The organism is Microbulbifer sp. ABF4_148, assembly GCF_056158985.1.
In genome coordinates, this window is sequence record NZ_JBSWUI010000001.1 from 2,840,694 (window position 1) to 2,855,048 (window position 14,355).

Consider the following 14,355-nt stretch of genomic DNA (forward strand, 5'->3'; position numbering starts at 1 on the left):
GAACAACGCCTGATCACTCTGCCACTACCGACGGCTACGGACCCGATATGCTGCAACCGGCCTTCCCGTTACTCGAACTGCTAGCCGACCTCCCGGAAGGCGGCTTGCTACTCACGCCCAACAACCGGTTGCGCAATCGGTGTCAGCAGGTATTCGCCCGGCACCAACAGCGGCCAAACTGGGCACCGCCACCGGTCGCCTCATTGCGGGACTGGATCGAGGGGTTATGGAATCAACTACAGCAACAAGGTTGGGCCCCGGCGCTGGTGCCCGTGTTGAACCCGGAGCAGCGGCAGTTACTGTGGCAAAAAGCGCTCGATGCTACGCTGGAGCGCCAGTTACTGAATAGCGTCCAGCTGTGTCGAGATGCGGACACAGCCCTCTCGCAGCTCATTCAATGGCGTCTGCTCTCTACCCCAGATCTGGACACGCGCACGCTCGAGCCGCTGCTGGACGAATTTGCCTTACAGCGCGCGTCCGCTCCGCTACTGGACATGATCGATGCATTCGGCGAACAACTGCAGATTTGTCAGGCGATCACCCCGGATCAGCGCGACCTGCTGATTGTGCAGGCGTTCTCAGAGGATCGGCTGCCTGGGCACACGGAAATTTGCCTGGCCGGGTTTTCGCAGATCGCCCCACTGGCCCAACATCTTGTGAACATCGGTGCCGATACGGTGCGTCATGCTGATGCACCGGTCTGCCAGCAGTCGGTCGCGGTAGCCGGCTGCGCCTCCCTGGAAGAAGAGCTCACGCAAGCCGCGCACTGGGCCGCATCCATTCTTGAGGGCAACCCGCACGCAAGCATTGGTATCGTGGTGAACAACCTGGGCCAATGTCGCGATCTGGTGGAAGGGACTTTCGCCAAGGTGCTGGAGCCTCAGGTGCTCGATCATCAGCAGCATCGCTACACGTTACCCTTTAACTTTTCCGCGGGGACACCGCTTGCCCGCACGCCGGTTGGGGCCAGCGCACTCCAGCTGCTTGAATTACTGCAGGAAGACTGGGATTACGGCCAGTTGAGGAACATCCTGTTTAATCCCTTCTGGGGGAATGGTACTGACGATCCGCAAGATTTGTCGCTGCGCAGCGCACTACTGCGGCAGTTGCAGCAACGGGAGCTCCACCGTATTTCCGGTGATGTGCTCCGCTACGAATGTGAACGACAGGCGGCCAAGCTCGATATCGAGACTCCGGTGTTGAGCGCACGACTGCAGCGCATTGGCGATGCAACGCGACGCTGGAACAAGGCGCCGGCTGACAAATGGGCCGAACGATTCAGCGCGGTGCTGGAGATGCTCGGTTGGCCCGGGCAGCGGATTCCGGACAGCCAGGAGTACCAGCAACTGCTGCATTGGGAAGGCGCCATCGAATCGCTGGCAAACCTGGGCCCGTATGCGGGCAACCTGACCACCAACCAGGCACTGCAGCACTTGCGCCGCATCGCCAGCCGAACCCCTTTTCAAGCTGAAACCCGCGACGGGCCGGTGCAGATTCTGGGCGTTCTCGAGGCCGGCGGACTCGCATTCGAACACTTGTGGATGGTCGGATTTGGCCAACAACAGTGGCCGCCAGCCCCCTCCCCCAATCCGTTACTGCCGCTCCAGTGGCAAAAGCACTGGAAGATGCCGCGCGCGAGCGCGGAGCGTGAGCTGGAATTGGCCCGCGAACTGGGCAACAGCATTATCGGTGCATGCAACGAGATCGTAGTGAGCTATCCGCAGGAACTCGACAGTGTGGCCCAATCGCTGAGCGCACTCTTCCCGGCCGGCGCACAGCTTGGTCTGTCACTGCCCGATCCTCCCACGCCTGCTTCCATCGAACTCGAGCGAATTTCCGATGCACAAATGCCCGCACTGTCGGCGGCCGAGCGCGCTCAGGTCCGCGGCGGCGCCAGTGTCCTGAAGGCCCAGGCGCTATGCCCATTGAATGCGCAGCTGCGATACCGTCTCGGCGCACGCGCACTGGAAACTCCCGGGCCCGGCCTCAGTGCCGCTGAACGCGGCAACCTGGTGCACCAGGCACTCGCGGAGTTCTGGGAGTATTGTGGTAATTCGACTCAGCTTGCCGCGCTAGACAGCGAGTCTCTGCAGGAGAAACTGGAGCAGGCCTCCGTCCGCGCCCTGCGGCAGATCCGCCCGCGGCACCCCGAGCTACCCGAAGGTTTCTGGTCCCTGGAACAACAGCGCCTCGTTCGCTTACTGAATCAGTGGCTCGAGCTCGAACAACATCGACCGACTTTCGATGTTTCGCGCGTTGAATGGGAACAACCCGTGGAGATCGAAGGCCTGCGCTTTCGCCTGCGCCTCGACCGACTCGATCAGCTGGCGGAGGGTGAGCAGCTCGTCATCGATTATAAAACCGGTGTACCGGCAGTCTCTGACTGGCTGCAGGCAAGAGTGCGCGAGCCCCAGTTACCGCTTTATGCGCTGAGCCAGCCCGACGCCAGGGCCATTGCGTTTGGCCAGGTTCGCTACGGCGATTGCAAGTGGCGAGGTTGCGGTGAGCTCAGTGAGGCCATTAGCGGCATTAAGCCGGTTGCCGATCAGGATCGCTCCGACCAATTCGCTACCTGGAACGCATTAACAGAACACTGGCAATCGAGCCTGGCCACGCTGGCGGCGGAATACCGCCATGGCGTCGCGACACTGACATTTGACCGCGCAGCAGACGATGACCCAGCGCTGTGGCCGCTCAACCGCTCTCCCGAGCGCAGGGCACTGGCGGAGGAAGTGTGATGGGCCAGGATCAACCCACAACCTACACCCAGCCGGCAGACGCCGCGGCACGCTCCGCTGCACTGGATATTCGTCGCAGTTTTGCTGTTTCCGCGCCTGCTGGATCCGGCAAGACAGGCCTGCTGACCCAGCGGGTACTCAAACTACTCGCCCACAGTCAGCACCCGGAAGAAGTTCTGGCCATTACCTTTACCCGTAAGGCCGCCGGGGAAATGCGTGAGCGCCTGTTGCACGCATTGGAGTATGCGCAGGACAACCCGCGCCCGGATAGCCCCAATGATGCGCTCACCTGGGATCTTGCCCGCAAGTTACTCGCGCGCGACCAGGAGCTTGGCTGGAGATTGCTGGAATCACCACAGCGGCTGCGTTTCCAGACGATCGACGGACTGTGTCGCAGCCTCGCAAGCCAACTGCCTATCGAGAGCGGCCTTGGCAGTCCGGGCGAGCCACTGGAGCAAACCCGCACAGCCTTCGAAATGGCGGTAACCCGTCTGCTCGGGGAGCTCGACAAACCAGAGCCGCCGAAATCCCTGCAACGACTGTTGCTGCACCTGGACAACGATCTCGGGCAACTCAACAAGCTACTGGAAACCCTCCTGGAGAAAAGGGAACAGTGGCTCGGGGAACTACTTGGCGTTGGCCAGGCGGGCGCGCAAGACTATTTCCACCAGGTGATTGACGAGCTGGTCCGCGAAAAGATTCAGGAGGCAACACTCGCGCTCGGCACATTTACCGGTGAGCTGGTGATGCTGGCAGACTACGCAGGCAGTCAGCTGGTCGATCTGAACCCTGACAACCCGATCGCGACGTGCGCGGGTATGGTCGAGTTGCCCAGCGCATCACCGGAGGGGCTGCAACACTGGCTGGCCCTCACCGATCTGCTACTCACCAAACAGGGAGGCTGGCGCAGTAGCCGCGGCTTTACCAAAACAATCGGCTTTATCTCGCCGAAGAAAAGCGACCCCGAATACGATCGGGCGCAGGCATTCAAGGCTCGCGCGGTTGATCTCGTCGGAGAGCTGTCTGCACAAAATGTTGTTCTCGAAGCATTACAGGAACTGCGGAACCTGCCGGCGGCGCTTCCGGACAGCCAGTGGCAATTGCTGGAGGCTATGGCCGAGGTACTTCCGCATCTGGTCGCTCACCTGAAAATGGTTTTCCAGCAGCTGGGCGCAACGGACTACACCGAAGTGTCGCAGGCCGCGCTGGTTGCACTCGGGGACGAGGACGCACCCACGGATCTCGCGCTGAAGCTCGATGTACAGGTGCAGCATATTCTGGTGGATGAGTTCCAGGACACCTCGCAGTTGCAATTGCAGCTGCTGCAGAAACTGACCGCAGGCTGGCAAACTGACGACGGGCGCACCCTGTTTATCGTCGGAGACGGCATGCAGTCGTGTTATGCATTCCGCAATGCGAATGTGGGTATCTTTCTCGAGGCCCGCGAGACCGGCATCGGTGCTGTTGCACTGGAGCCACTGGATCTGAGTGTCAATTTCCGTTCCGAGGAACCGGTCGTAGAGTGGGTAAATACCGTGTTCACCCAGGCCTTCCCGCTGCGGGACAATATCAGCCGCGGCGCGGTGCGCTATCTGCCATCCGTGGCCTTTCGCCCGCGCAAGTGGCCCTCCGCTCCGGTGCAGTTCCACGGCTGCATCGATGATCCGGAGCGCACCGCAGAAGCCATGCGCATTACAGAAATCGTACAGGCGCGGTTACTGGATGACCCCGATAGCCGTATCGCGATTCTGGTACGTAAGAAGCGTCATCTGGAAACCATTCTGCCGGCACTGAACTCGGCGGGTATTGATTACCAGGCGCCAGAACTCGCACCACTGGCGAGCAAAATGTCGATTATCGACCTGCTGAGTTTAACGCGGGCACTGCTGGACCCGAGTGACAGACTCAGCTGGCTATCAGTGCTGCGCGCGCCATGGTGCGGTCTCTGCCTGACCGACCTGCACACCGTTGCCCAGTATGGCAATGGTGATCGCCACGTGAGCGATAGCGCAGCCAGACCCCTGCTGCTGGCGCTGCAGGAGCGGCAAGACATTGACGGGCTGAGCGACGATGGCAAGCACCGGCTTGAACGGGTTGCGGAGGTACTGCTGACGGCCTGGCAGCAACGTGCACGCAAGCCGTTGCGCCAATGGATCGAGGGCACCTGGCTGGCCCTGGGCGGCCCATCCAGCGTGTCCAATCCGGAAGAGTGTGAAAATTTACCCGACTTCTTTGCCCTGCTGGAACGACACGATAATGGTTTCGGCATCGGCGACTGGCAGCAATTCCAGCTGGCGCTCGAACGTCTGTTCGCTCGCCCCGGTGGGACTGCCCGGGTGCAGGTGATGACGATCCATCGTTCCAAGGGTCTCGAGTTTGAACATGTGCTTATCCCCGGTCTCGATCGTGGCGGCAAGCCCGGAGGGGATCAATTGCTTCGCTGGGCCAGCTGGCACAGTGCCTCTGGTGAACCTCGCTTCCTGCTCGCCCCCAAAAGCGCCCGCGGCGGCACCGATGCGCTATTCGATTATCTCAAGCACGACAATAATGAGCGCGAGCGACTCGAGGGTACCCGCCTGCTCTATGTGGGCTGCACCCGTGCCATACGCTCTCTGCACCTGCTTGCCTGTGTCGAGCACAATGGCGACAAACCCGAGTTCAAATCACCGGGCCGAGCCTCGCTGCTGGCAAGTATCTGGCCGGCCATCAATCAGTCGGAGGACTGGTGTGTCTGGCACCAAGAGGAGACGCCCGCGACTACCGATACCCCCGGAAAGCAGGCCAACTTTGACTATCTGTTGAGACTGCCATCTGACTGGCGTCCGCCTGCAATCCAGCATGGTCAGTGGCTCGCCCCCTTCAGGATGCCGGACTACCAACCCAGGGACAGCGAGGAATCCAACCTCCCCGAGATTGGACACGTCCGCCAGCGCTGGCAGCGCCATGCGGGTACCGTCGCCCACGAAGCGTTGGCAACCCTGACCGAATCCAGCGAGCGCTTTGCGGACCACAGCTTTGTCGAAAAGCAACGTCCGTTGTGGCTGGCGCGGCTGCGCCAACTGGGACTGGGCGCAACCGACATGGGATACGCTCTCGAAAAGGTCGAGTCAGCGGTATTGCGAACGCTGGACTGCGCCACGGGGCGCTGGCTACTCGATGGCAGTCACCGGGACTCGGCCTGCGAGCTGGAGCTGCATTCCGGGGGCAAGCAACTACGGCGTTCCATTGTTGACCGTACTTTTATCGATGACGATGGCACCCGCTGGATCGTCGATTACAAGACCGCTGAGCCCGCCGATGGCGAGAATCGCGACGACTTTCTCGCCCAACAAGCCGAGCACTATCGGGGACAACTCGACCGCTACCGGGAACTGTTTTATCAGCGTGGAGAGCGCGCCGTGCGCTGCGCGCTCTACTTCCCCCTGCTACAGGTTTTACTCCCGGTAGACTGATCAGTTTCACGATTTTGCAAAGTCACAGACCTGAAAGATTCATCCTAACGGCCAGAGATCAAATGGTTACATATGAAACACTGGCCCTACTGTCTCGCGCTGAGTAGGATAGGCAGTCCCAGAGTGCAGGTAGGTATTACCTGACGACAATCCGTTAGAAGTGACCACAGAAGATGACCACACAGAAGTTCGACGACCTTAATGTCGTCTCCCAGGAGATCCTCATCAGCCCCGAGCAGCTCAAGGCAGAGCTGCCGGTCACCGAAACCGCAGAGGCCACTGTCGGCGCCGGACGTTCTGCCGTGCGCGATATCCTCGATCGCAAAGATCATCGATTGATGGTTGTGATTGGCCCCTGCTCCGTGCACGACGTGGATGCGGCGATCGATTATGCCAACCGCCTGAAGGCGCTATCCGAAAAAGTGTCGGACACACTGCTGATTGTGATGCGCGTGTATTTTGAGAAGCCGCGTACCACTGTGGGCTGGAAAGGCCTGATCAACGACCCCTTCCTGAACGACTCCTTCAAGATTCAGGACGGCCTGCATATCGGGCGCAAACTGTTGCTGGATATCGCTGAACTCGGCCTGCCCACCGCAACCGAGGCCCTCGATCCGATTTCACCGCAGTACATGCAGGACCTGATCGCCTGGTCGGCCATTGGTGCCCGTACCACGGAATCGCAAACCCACCGTGAGATGGCGAGCGGCCTGTCTTCCGCTGTTGGCTTCAAGAACGGTACTGACGGCAGCCTGGATGTGGCGATTAACGCGCTGCAATCCACGGCGAATCCTCATCGTTTCCTGGGGATCAATACCAACGGACAGGTATCGATCATTCATACCTCTGGCAACGCCTACGGCCACGTGGTCCTCCGCGGCGGTAACGACAAGCCGAACTACGATTCCGTGAGCGTCGCCATGTGCGAACAGCAGCTCAATGATGCGGGCGTGCCGGCCAATATCATGGTGGATTGCAGCCATGCCAACTCCAACAAGAATCATGAGTTGCAACCGCTGGTCGTCGACAACGTCACCCACCAGATTATCGATGGTAACAATTCCATCATCGGCATTATGGTGGAGAGCAACCTGAAGCCGGGCAACCAGAAGATCCCCGACGATCTGAGCCAGCTGGAATATGGCGTCTCTGTCACCGACAAGTGCATTGACTGGGAAACGACAGAGTCAATGCTGCTGAAAATGGCGGAACAGCTCCGCACCTCGTTAAAGGAGCGGCAAGGCTAAGCAGCGTCAGTCATACCGGAATTTTATGGGGCCTTTCGGGCCCCTTTTTCGTACAGATCTTCACCGGTGTCTCAAGCCATGGCAACCGCCAAATTCCCCGGTGACTTTCGATATCTCGCTCAAACCAATACCATTCCCATAGCCTGAATACATCGGAGTAAAACGGATGGAAGCGGATTTCTGGCACAACAAATGGAAGAGCAACGATATCGGGTTCCATGTCGAGAGGGCGAACCCCGCGCTGGTGGACCATATAAGTGCACTCAAGCTTCCCAAGGCTGCCCGACTGTTTCTTCCCTTGTGTGGCAAGACTCTGGACATTGGCTGGCTACTCGAGAATGGCTATCAGGTGGTCGGCGCGGAGCTCAACGAACTCGCTGTCAGGCAGCTCTTCGAGGAATTGGATGTTGAGCCTTCCGTGGAAACCTTCGGTGAACTGATCCGCTTTAGCGCGCCAGGTCTCGATATTTACCAGGGAGACATCTTCGCGCTGGATCGCGAAACGCTGGGCCCTATCGCTGCGATATACGATCGTGCTGCATTGGTTGCGTTACCGGAGGTGATGCGTGATCGCTATACCGCCCATCTGATCGAAATCAGCGAAACGGCGCCACAATTACTACTGGCCTTCGTTTACGATCAGACACTGGCGGAAGGACCACCCTTCTCGGTTGATGAGACCGAGGTGGAACGCCAGTACCAGCAGCATTACAGCGTTCACCGTCTGGAAACAAAGCCGGTACCCAACGGATTGAAGGGCAAGTATCCCGCCGTCGAGCATGTCTGGCTACTGACCCCAAACGATCGTTGATTGTGCGCCCAATGGCCCATTGGTTGTTGTGTCTTACGCCATCCCGATGCGCCTGTCGGCCAACCAGAAAACGCTGAACTAAAATCTCTAGACAATAAGTTTGTCTGGAGACCGCGATGGATCGCATTCACCTGGTATCCCTGATGGTCGCCGCCCTGACGGCGGTACACACTGCATCAGCGTCGGAATCACCCCGCTCACAAATGATCAATGTCGACGCAGCCGCCTTGCTGCAACAGGCGCTCTCGGCCGCTTACACGAAATACAGCGACCTGAACGAAGACGAACTATCCCTCCGCTACCCCAGCGTGAGCATTGATTGCGAGCCCGGTTCAAATTGGGTGGTGCCATCGGAAAGCGACGGCAACACCTGGCGTAAGCCGTTGGAAGTCCCTAACTGCAGCGCAGGTTTCGAGTTTGTCGTGAAGCCAAGTGTCGAACAGGAGGTCACCAACAATTCCGACGGCTCCTGCGAATTCAACGAGAAGTTTGAACGGGTGATGGCCACAGTCTATTCCGACGGCACGACCGTGTTGCGTAGAGGAGAAAGCCGACAGAGCTCGGCCGGAGACTGTTCTGAAACCGACCTTCTGATTGACCCACAGTTAGTCATTCGTGAATACGAAGCGTACGAATCCAAGCGGGCTACGGCGAACGACAATCCCAGCGAACCGGGGATCAGCCAAATCGAAAAAGGGGAGCAATAAGCTCCCCTTCTCTGCCTGGCGTACGCCGTTCAATCGATCAGTAATACGCCTGCGACTTGTCCGAATGGTCGGTAATGTCTTTTACACCGGCCAGTTCGGGGATACGATCTTTCAGCGTCTTTTCGACACCTTCCTTGAGGGTCATATCGACCATGCCGCAACCCTGACAGCCACCACCGAACTTGAGCACTGCGTAATTATCTTCCGTGAACTCAACCAGACTGACCTGGCCACCATGGGCGGCAAGGCCGGGGTTCACCTCGTTGTACAGCACGTAGTTGATACGATCTTCAATCGGGCTGTCGTCGGTGATCTTGGGCATACGGGAATTGGGCGCGCGGATCGTCAGCTGGCCACCCATCTTGTCGGAGGAGTAGTCCACCCGCGCCTCGTCGAGGTAAGGCACAGAACGTCCTTCGAAATACGCCTTGAGGCCGTTCAACTCCAGCATGACGTCGCCCTCCTGCTCCTCACCGGGGCGACAGTAGGCGATACAGGTTTCTGCATTGGGCGTACCCGGACTGGAGACGAACATGCGAATGGCGATGCCCTCGCAGTCCTGCTTTTCCAGCAGCTCTTTCAGGTATTCCTGGGCAGATTCCGTGATCGTGACGTTCAGCTCTGAACTCTGGTCTGACATAGTGATTCTCAAATAACCTAGCCTGATAGTCGGGTATTTTACTCTCCCAGACCGGTAAGATAAACCAGCACTTTCCCAACGCGAGGAAAAACCCCATTTGGCGCTATCTCTCCCTACAGCGCCGTGCCCCATAAAGCCGTTAAACGAGGTTTGCTATACCTGACCGCAAGTTCAAGGAGAGATGCGATGAAAGCAAGGATACTGGCAGCCCCACTGGTCACAATGATCATATTGGTCACCCTGGTGACTGGTGCGACAGCGGCGGAAAAGCAGCCAAATGAGGTTCATATACTGCATCACGGCTTCGTTCAGCCCATCGAGGGGCGCGAATTCCTTCCTGGGGCAAAACCTGACGGTGCGCGGAAGGCCGGCAGTACCATTTCCCTGATAAAAGGCCCAGGGGTCGTCATGATCGTAGATCCCGGTATGGCGGCCGCGGGCAGTTGGGAGCGAATATTTTCACAACTGACAGCGCTCGGGGTGTCCCCCGCGGATGTTACCCACGTCTTTATCAGTCACCACCATCCGGACCATCTGACCAAGCTGGGCGCCTTCCCTAACGCTACGGTGGTGGACTTCTGGGGCACCTACAAAGACGACCTCTGGGCCGATCACCCGGACAACTGGGAAGTGGCGCCAGGCATTACCGTCGTGCGAACACCGGGGCACACCGATCAGGATGCGAGCCTGCTGGTAGAGACACCGCAGGGTACTTATGCGTTTACCCACGTCTGGTGGCAGCCCGGCTATCAGCCAGACAAGGACCCACTCGCGGAAGCCCCGGAGGCACTGGAGAAATCCCGCCAGCTGATTGCCGACCGCGCAGACTGGATTGTGCCCGGACACGGCAAACCCTTCAGAAACAACCGCAAGCCCAATTGAGCTCGGCGAGATGACGGTCGGCTAGCCCAGAGAATCCGCACCTGGCCGCCCCTTCCTCCGGAGCGAGAAATACGGCACAAACGCGGCGTCACAGGAATTGATGCTGCACACGACTGCCGGGACAGTGGTAATATGGCCGCCATTTTTTTAAGACCCCGCACCTGAGGTAAAGGAATCACCCATGTCCCAGCAGTCCCGTGCCACCCGCCTTCAGCAACTCCAGACCGCGCTGCAGGAGCGCATCCTGATTCTGGATGGCGCCATGGGAACCATGATTCAGCGGGAAAAGCTCCAGGAACAAGACTATCGCGGCGACCGCTTTGGTGATCACCCGGGGGATCTCAAGGGCAACAATGACCTGCTGAGCATTACCCGGCCAGACCTGATCGAAAAGATCCACCGGAAATATCTCGAAGCCGGTGCGGATATTATTGAGACCAATACCTTTAACGCGACACGTCTGTCCCAGGCGGATTACGCGCTCGAAGACCTGGTCCCGGAAATCAACCTGGCGTCCGCGCAACTGGCGCGACGCGCGGCGGATGCGGTCGGCACCCCGGAACGCCCTTGCTGGGTGGCTGGGGTACTGGGCCCTACCTCACGCACTGCCAGTATCTCTCCCGACGTCAATGACCCGGGCGCACGGAACGTCACCTTTGACGAGCTCGTGGTCAACTATGTCGAGGCCGGCCGGGCACTGGTTGAGGGCGGCAGCGACCTGATCCTGATTGAAACCATCTTCGACACCCTGAATGCCAAAGCGGCCATTTACGCCGTACAGCAGTTGTTCGAAGAACTGGGCTACGAATTGCCCATTATGATTTCGGGCACCATTACCGACGCGTCAGGACGCACCCTGTCCGGCCAGACCACCGAGGCCTTCTACTATTCGGTCGCGCATGCCAAACCGCTCAGTGTCGGCCTGAACTGCGCCCTGGGCGCTACCGAGCTGCGACCATACGTCGAGGCGCTGTCAGGCGTTTGCGCCGAGCAGGTTTCCGCGCACCCCAATGCCGGCCTGCCCAATGAATTTGGCGAGTACGACGAAACACCCGAGCAGACCGCCGCCATCGTGGCGGAGTTCGCCCGGAGTGGCTTCCTCAATATTCTCGGCGGCTGCTGTGGCACCACGCCCGATCACATCGCCGCGATTGCCGAAGCGGTCAAAGACATCCCGCCACGCAAACTGCCGGAAATTCCCCCTGCACTGCGCCTGTCTGGCCTGGAGCCCTTTGTCGCGGACGAAAACGCCCTCTTCGTTAATGTGGGCGAACGCTGCAACGTGACCGGCTCTGCCCGCTTCAAGCGTCTGGTGCTGGAAGAGGACTATGACACCGCACTGCAGATTGCCGCGCAACAGGTAGAAGATGGTGCTCAGGTTATTGATGTCAACATGGATGAAGCCATGTTGGACTCGGTGGCAGCCATGCGCCGCTTCCTGAACCTGGCAGCCACCGAGCCCGATATCGCCAAAGTGCCGTTTATGGTGGACTCCTCTAAGTGGGAGGTGATCGAAGCCGGCTTGCAGTGCATCCAGGGCAAGCCAATTGTGAACTCCATCTCCCTCAAGGAAGGCGAAGAAGACTTCATCGAAAAGGCTCGCCTGTGCCTGCGCTACGGCGCGGCAGTGGTCGTCATGGCGTTCGACGAAAGCGGCCAGGCTGACACCTTCGCGCGCAAAAAAGAAATTTGTGAGCGCAGCTACCGGGTCCTGGTCGACAAGGTCGGTTTCAATCCAAGCGACATTATTTTCGACCCGAATATTTTCGCCGTGGCGACGGGTATCGACGAGCACAATAACTATGCCGTCGACTTTATCGAGGCCGCTCAGTGGATTCGCGAGAATCTGCCCGGCGCCCAGGTCTCCGGTGGAGTGTCCAACGTGTCATTCTCGTTCCGCGGTAACAACCCGGTACGTGAGGCAATCCATTCCGTCTTCCTTTACCACGCCATTAAAGCTGGCCTGAATATGGGGATCGTCAATGCCGGGCAGCTCGCCGTTTACGACGATCTGCCGGAGGAGCTGCGCGAGCGGGTGGAGGATGTCGTACTCAACCGGCGCCTGGACGGCACCGAGCGCCTGCTCGAAATTGCGGAAAAATACCGCGGCGATGGCGGCGGACAGACACGCAAGGAAGACCTCGCATGGCGCGAGTGGCCGGTCAACAAGCGACTTGAGCATGCGCTGGTCAAGGGCATCACCAACTTTATCGAGGAAGACACGGAACTCGCTCGCGAGGCTGCAACCCGCCCGCTCGACGTGATCGAAGGCCCCCTTATGGATGGCATGAACGTGGTCGGCGACCTGTTCGGCGAGGGCAAGATGTTCCTGCCCCAGGTAGTTAAGTCAGCCCGCGTAATGAAGCAGGCCGTCGCCTATTTGCAGCCCTATATCGAAGCGGAAAAGACCGAAGAGAACAAATCCAATGGCCGCATCCTGATGGCAACGGTCAAGGGTGATGTGCACGATATCGGCAAGAACATCGTCGGAGTGGTACTGGCCTGTAATAATTTTGAGGTTATCGACCTTGGCGTCATGGTGCCCGCAGAAACTATTCTGCAGACGGCGAAAGAACGCCGCTGCGACATTATCGGTTTGTCAGGGCTGATCACTCCTTCATTGGACGAGATGGTGCACGTTGCCGCTGAAATGGAACGCCAGGGTTTCGACATTCCCCTGCTGATTGGCGGTGCTACCACATCCAAGGCTCACACTGCCGTAAAAATTGATCCCCAGTTTGATCGCAACCAGGTCGTTTACGTCGCCGACGCCTCCCGCGCGGTGGGGGTTGCCAGCAGCTTGCTGTCAAACGAACTGCGACCCAAGTTTGTGTCGGACGTGCAGGCAGAATACGAAAAGGTCCGTCACCGTACCGCCAATCGCCGGCGCAACGACACCCGGTTGAGCTACTCTGAGGCGATGGCGTCCGGCCCCGAATTTAATTGGGACAGCTATGTCCCGGCGGTACCCCAATCTCCCGGCATCACGGTCCTCGACGATTTCCCGCTGGAAAAGCTGGTCGACACCATCGACTGGACCCCGTTCTTCATTTCCTGGGATCTGGCCGGCAAGTATCCAGCCATCCTCAATGACGAAGTGGTCGGGGAAGCCGCAACGGACCTGTTCAAAAATGCCCAGGAGATGCTGTCTGACCTGATCGACAACAAACGCCTGCGCGCACGCGCCGTATTTGGCCTGTGGCCTGCCAACAGCACCGGCGACGACATCATCGTTTACAAAGACGAGTCTCGCTCTGAAGAACTGGGGCGCCTCCACCACATGCGCCAGCAAGTGCAGAAACGCGGCGGAGATGGCTATTGCCGCTCATTGGCAGATTTCGTCGCTCCCGTAGAGTCTGGGGTTGCCGATTATGTCGGCGGATTTGCAGTGACGACCGGGATCGGCGCCGACGAGCTTGCAGCAGAATACGAGGCTGCACACGACGATTACAACGCGATTATGGTGAAGGCATTGGCCGACCGCCTGGCGGAGTCGTTCGCCGAGTACCTCCACAAGCAGATCCGCACCCATTACTGGGGCTACGCCCCGAAAGAGAGCCTGAGTAACGAAGAGCTCATTAAGGAAGCCTATCGCGGAATCCGCCCGGCCCCCGGTTACCCGGCCTGCCCGGATCACACCGAAAAAGAAACCCTATTCCGCTTGCTGGATGCGGAGCAACAAGCTGGCGTCAGCCTGACGTCACATTTCGCCATGCTGCCTGCGGCATCTGTAAGCGGCTGGTATTTTGCGCATCCGGAAGCCAAATACTTTAACGTCGGCAAGATCGGCCGCGACCAGCTGGATAGTCTCGCTGAGCGCAAAGGGACCAACCCTTCTGACCTGGAGCGTTGGCTACGGCCAAACCTCGAGGACTGAC

At 58.9% G+C, this 14,355-nt stretch carries 8 protein-coding genes; 7 read left to right on the forward strand and 1 reads right to left on the reverse strand.

The window, feature by feature from the left end; translation table 11 throughout:
- The first annotated feature begins 47 nt into the window (after positions 1-47).
- The 5 genes from ACXAD0_RS12465 (at position 48) to ACXAD0_RS12485 (ending at position 8,955) form a co-directional block, all read left to right on the forward strand.
- Complete coding sequence (locus tag ACXAD0_RS12465; RefSeq protein WP_475088777.1) at positions 48-2,738, forward strand: PD-(D/E)XK nuclease family protein; 2,691 nt, start codon at positions 48-50, stop codon at positions 2,736-2,738.
- A complete protein-coding gene (locus tag ACXAD0_RS12470) occupies positions 2,738-6,190 on the forward strand; it encodes a UvrD-helicase domain-containing protein (RefSeq protein ID WP_475088778.1) in 3,453 nt (1,150 codons plus the stop codon). Before ACXAD0_RS12465 ends, ACXAD0_RS12470 begins: the two co-directional genes overlap by 1 nt.
- A 173-nt stretch (positions 6,191-6,363) precedes the next feature.
- The gene (locus ACXAD0_RS12475; protein ID WP_475088779.1) at positions 6,364-7,437 is read left to right on the forward strand and encodes a 3-deoxy-7-phosphoheptulonate synthase; all 1,074 of its coding nucleotides are present in this window, start codon (positions 6,364-6,366) and stop codon (positions 7,435-7,437) included.
- A gap of 166 nt (positions 7,438-7,603) precedes the next feature.
- Positions 7,604-8,248, forward strand: a complete 645-nt coding sequence (gene tmpT, locus ACXAD0_RS12480) for a thiopurine S-methyltransferase (protein ID WP_475088781.1) — start codon at positions 7,604-7,606, stop codon at positions 8,246-8,248.
- A gap of 116 nt (positions 8,249-8,364) precedes the next feature.
- Positions 8,365-8,955 carry a hypothetical protein gene (locus ACXAD0_RS12485; protein ID WP_475088783.1) on the forward strand — a complete coding sequence of 197 codons (591 nt, stop codon included), beginning with the start codon at positions 8,365-8,367 and terminating at the stop codon, positions 8,953-8,955.
- 37 nt (positions 8,956-8,992) lie between these two features.
- On the opposite strand, the gene nfuA is transcribed toward ACXAD0_RS12485, so the two are convergent.
- On the reverse strand, positions 8,993-9,595 hold the full coding sequence (gene nfuA, locus ACXAD0_RS12490) for a Fe-S biogenesis protein NfuA (RefSeq protein WP_475088784.1): 603 nt from the start codon (positions 9,593-9,595) through the stop codon (positions 8,993-8,995).
- Between the two features lie 186 nt (positions 9,596-9,781).
- On the opposite strand from nfuA, the gene ACXAD0_RS12495 reads away from it, so the two are divergent.
- Together ACXAD0_RS12495 and metH are read left to right on the forward strand one after the other, a co-directional pair.
- Entirely contained in the window at positions 9,782-10,477 is a 696-nt protein-coding gene (locus ACXAD0_RS12495) for an MBL fold metallo-hydrolase (RefSeq protein WP_475088786.1), read from the forward strand.
- Positions 10,478-10,658: 181 nt separating this feature from the next.
- A complete protein-coding gene (gene metH / locus ACXAD0_RS12500; RefSeq protein ID WP_475088787.1) occupies positions 10,659-14,354 on the forward strand; it encodes a methionine synthase in 3,696 nt (1,231 codons plus the stop codon).
- The last annotated feature ends 1 nt before the right edge of the window (position 14,355 follow it).

Bases quoted from the DNA above. Each gene is read 5' to 3' on its own strand.
- ACXAD0_RS12475 (WP_475088779.1), top strand. From the start codon at position 6,364: ATGACCACACAGAAGTTCGACGACCTTAATGTCGTCTCCCAGGAGATC.
- tmpT (WP_475088781.1), top strand. From the start codon at position 7,604: ATGGAAGCGGATTTCTGGCACAACAAATGGAAGAGCAACGATATCGGG.
- metH (WP_475088787.1), top strand. From the start codon at position 10,659: ATGTCCCAGCAGTCCCGTGCCACCCGCCTTCAGCAACTCCAGACCGCG.
- ACXAD0_RS12465 (WP_475088777.1), top strand. From the start codon at position 48: ATGCTGCAACCGGCCTTCCCGTTACTCGAACTGCTAGCCGACCTCCCG.
- ACXAD0_RS12485 (WP_475088783.1), top strand. From the start codon at position 8,365: ATGGATCGCATTCACCTGGTATCCCTGATGGTCGCCGCCCTGACGGCG.
- ACXAD0_RS12470 (WP_475088778.1), top strand. From the start codon at position 2,738: ATGGGCCAGGATCAACCCACAACCTACACCCAGCCGGCAGACGCCGCG.
- nfuA (WP_475088784.1), bottom strand. From the start codon at position 9,595: ATGTCAGACCAGAGTTCAGAGCTGAACGTCACGATCACGGAATCTGCC.
- ACXAD0_RS12495 (WP_475088786.1), top strand. From the start codon at position 9,782: ATGAAAGCAAGGATACTGGCAGCCCCACTGGTCACAATGATCATATTG.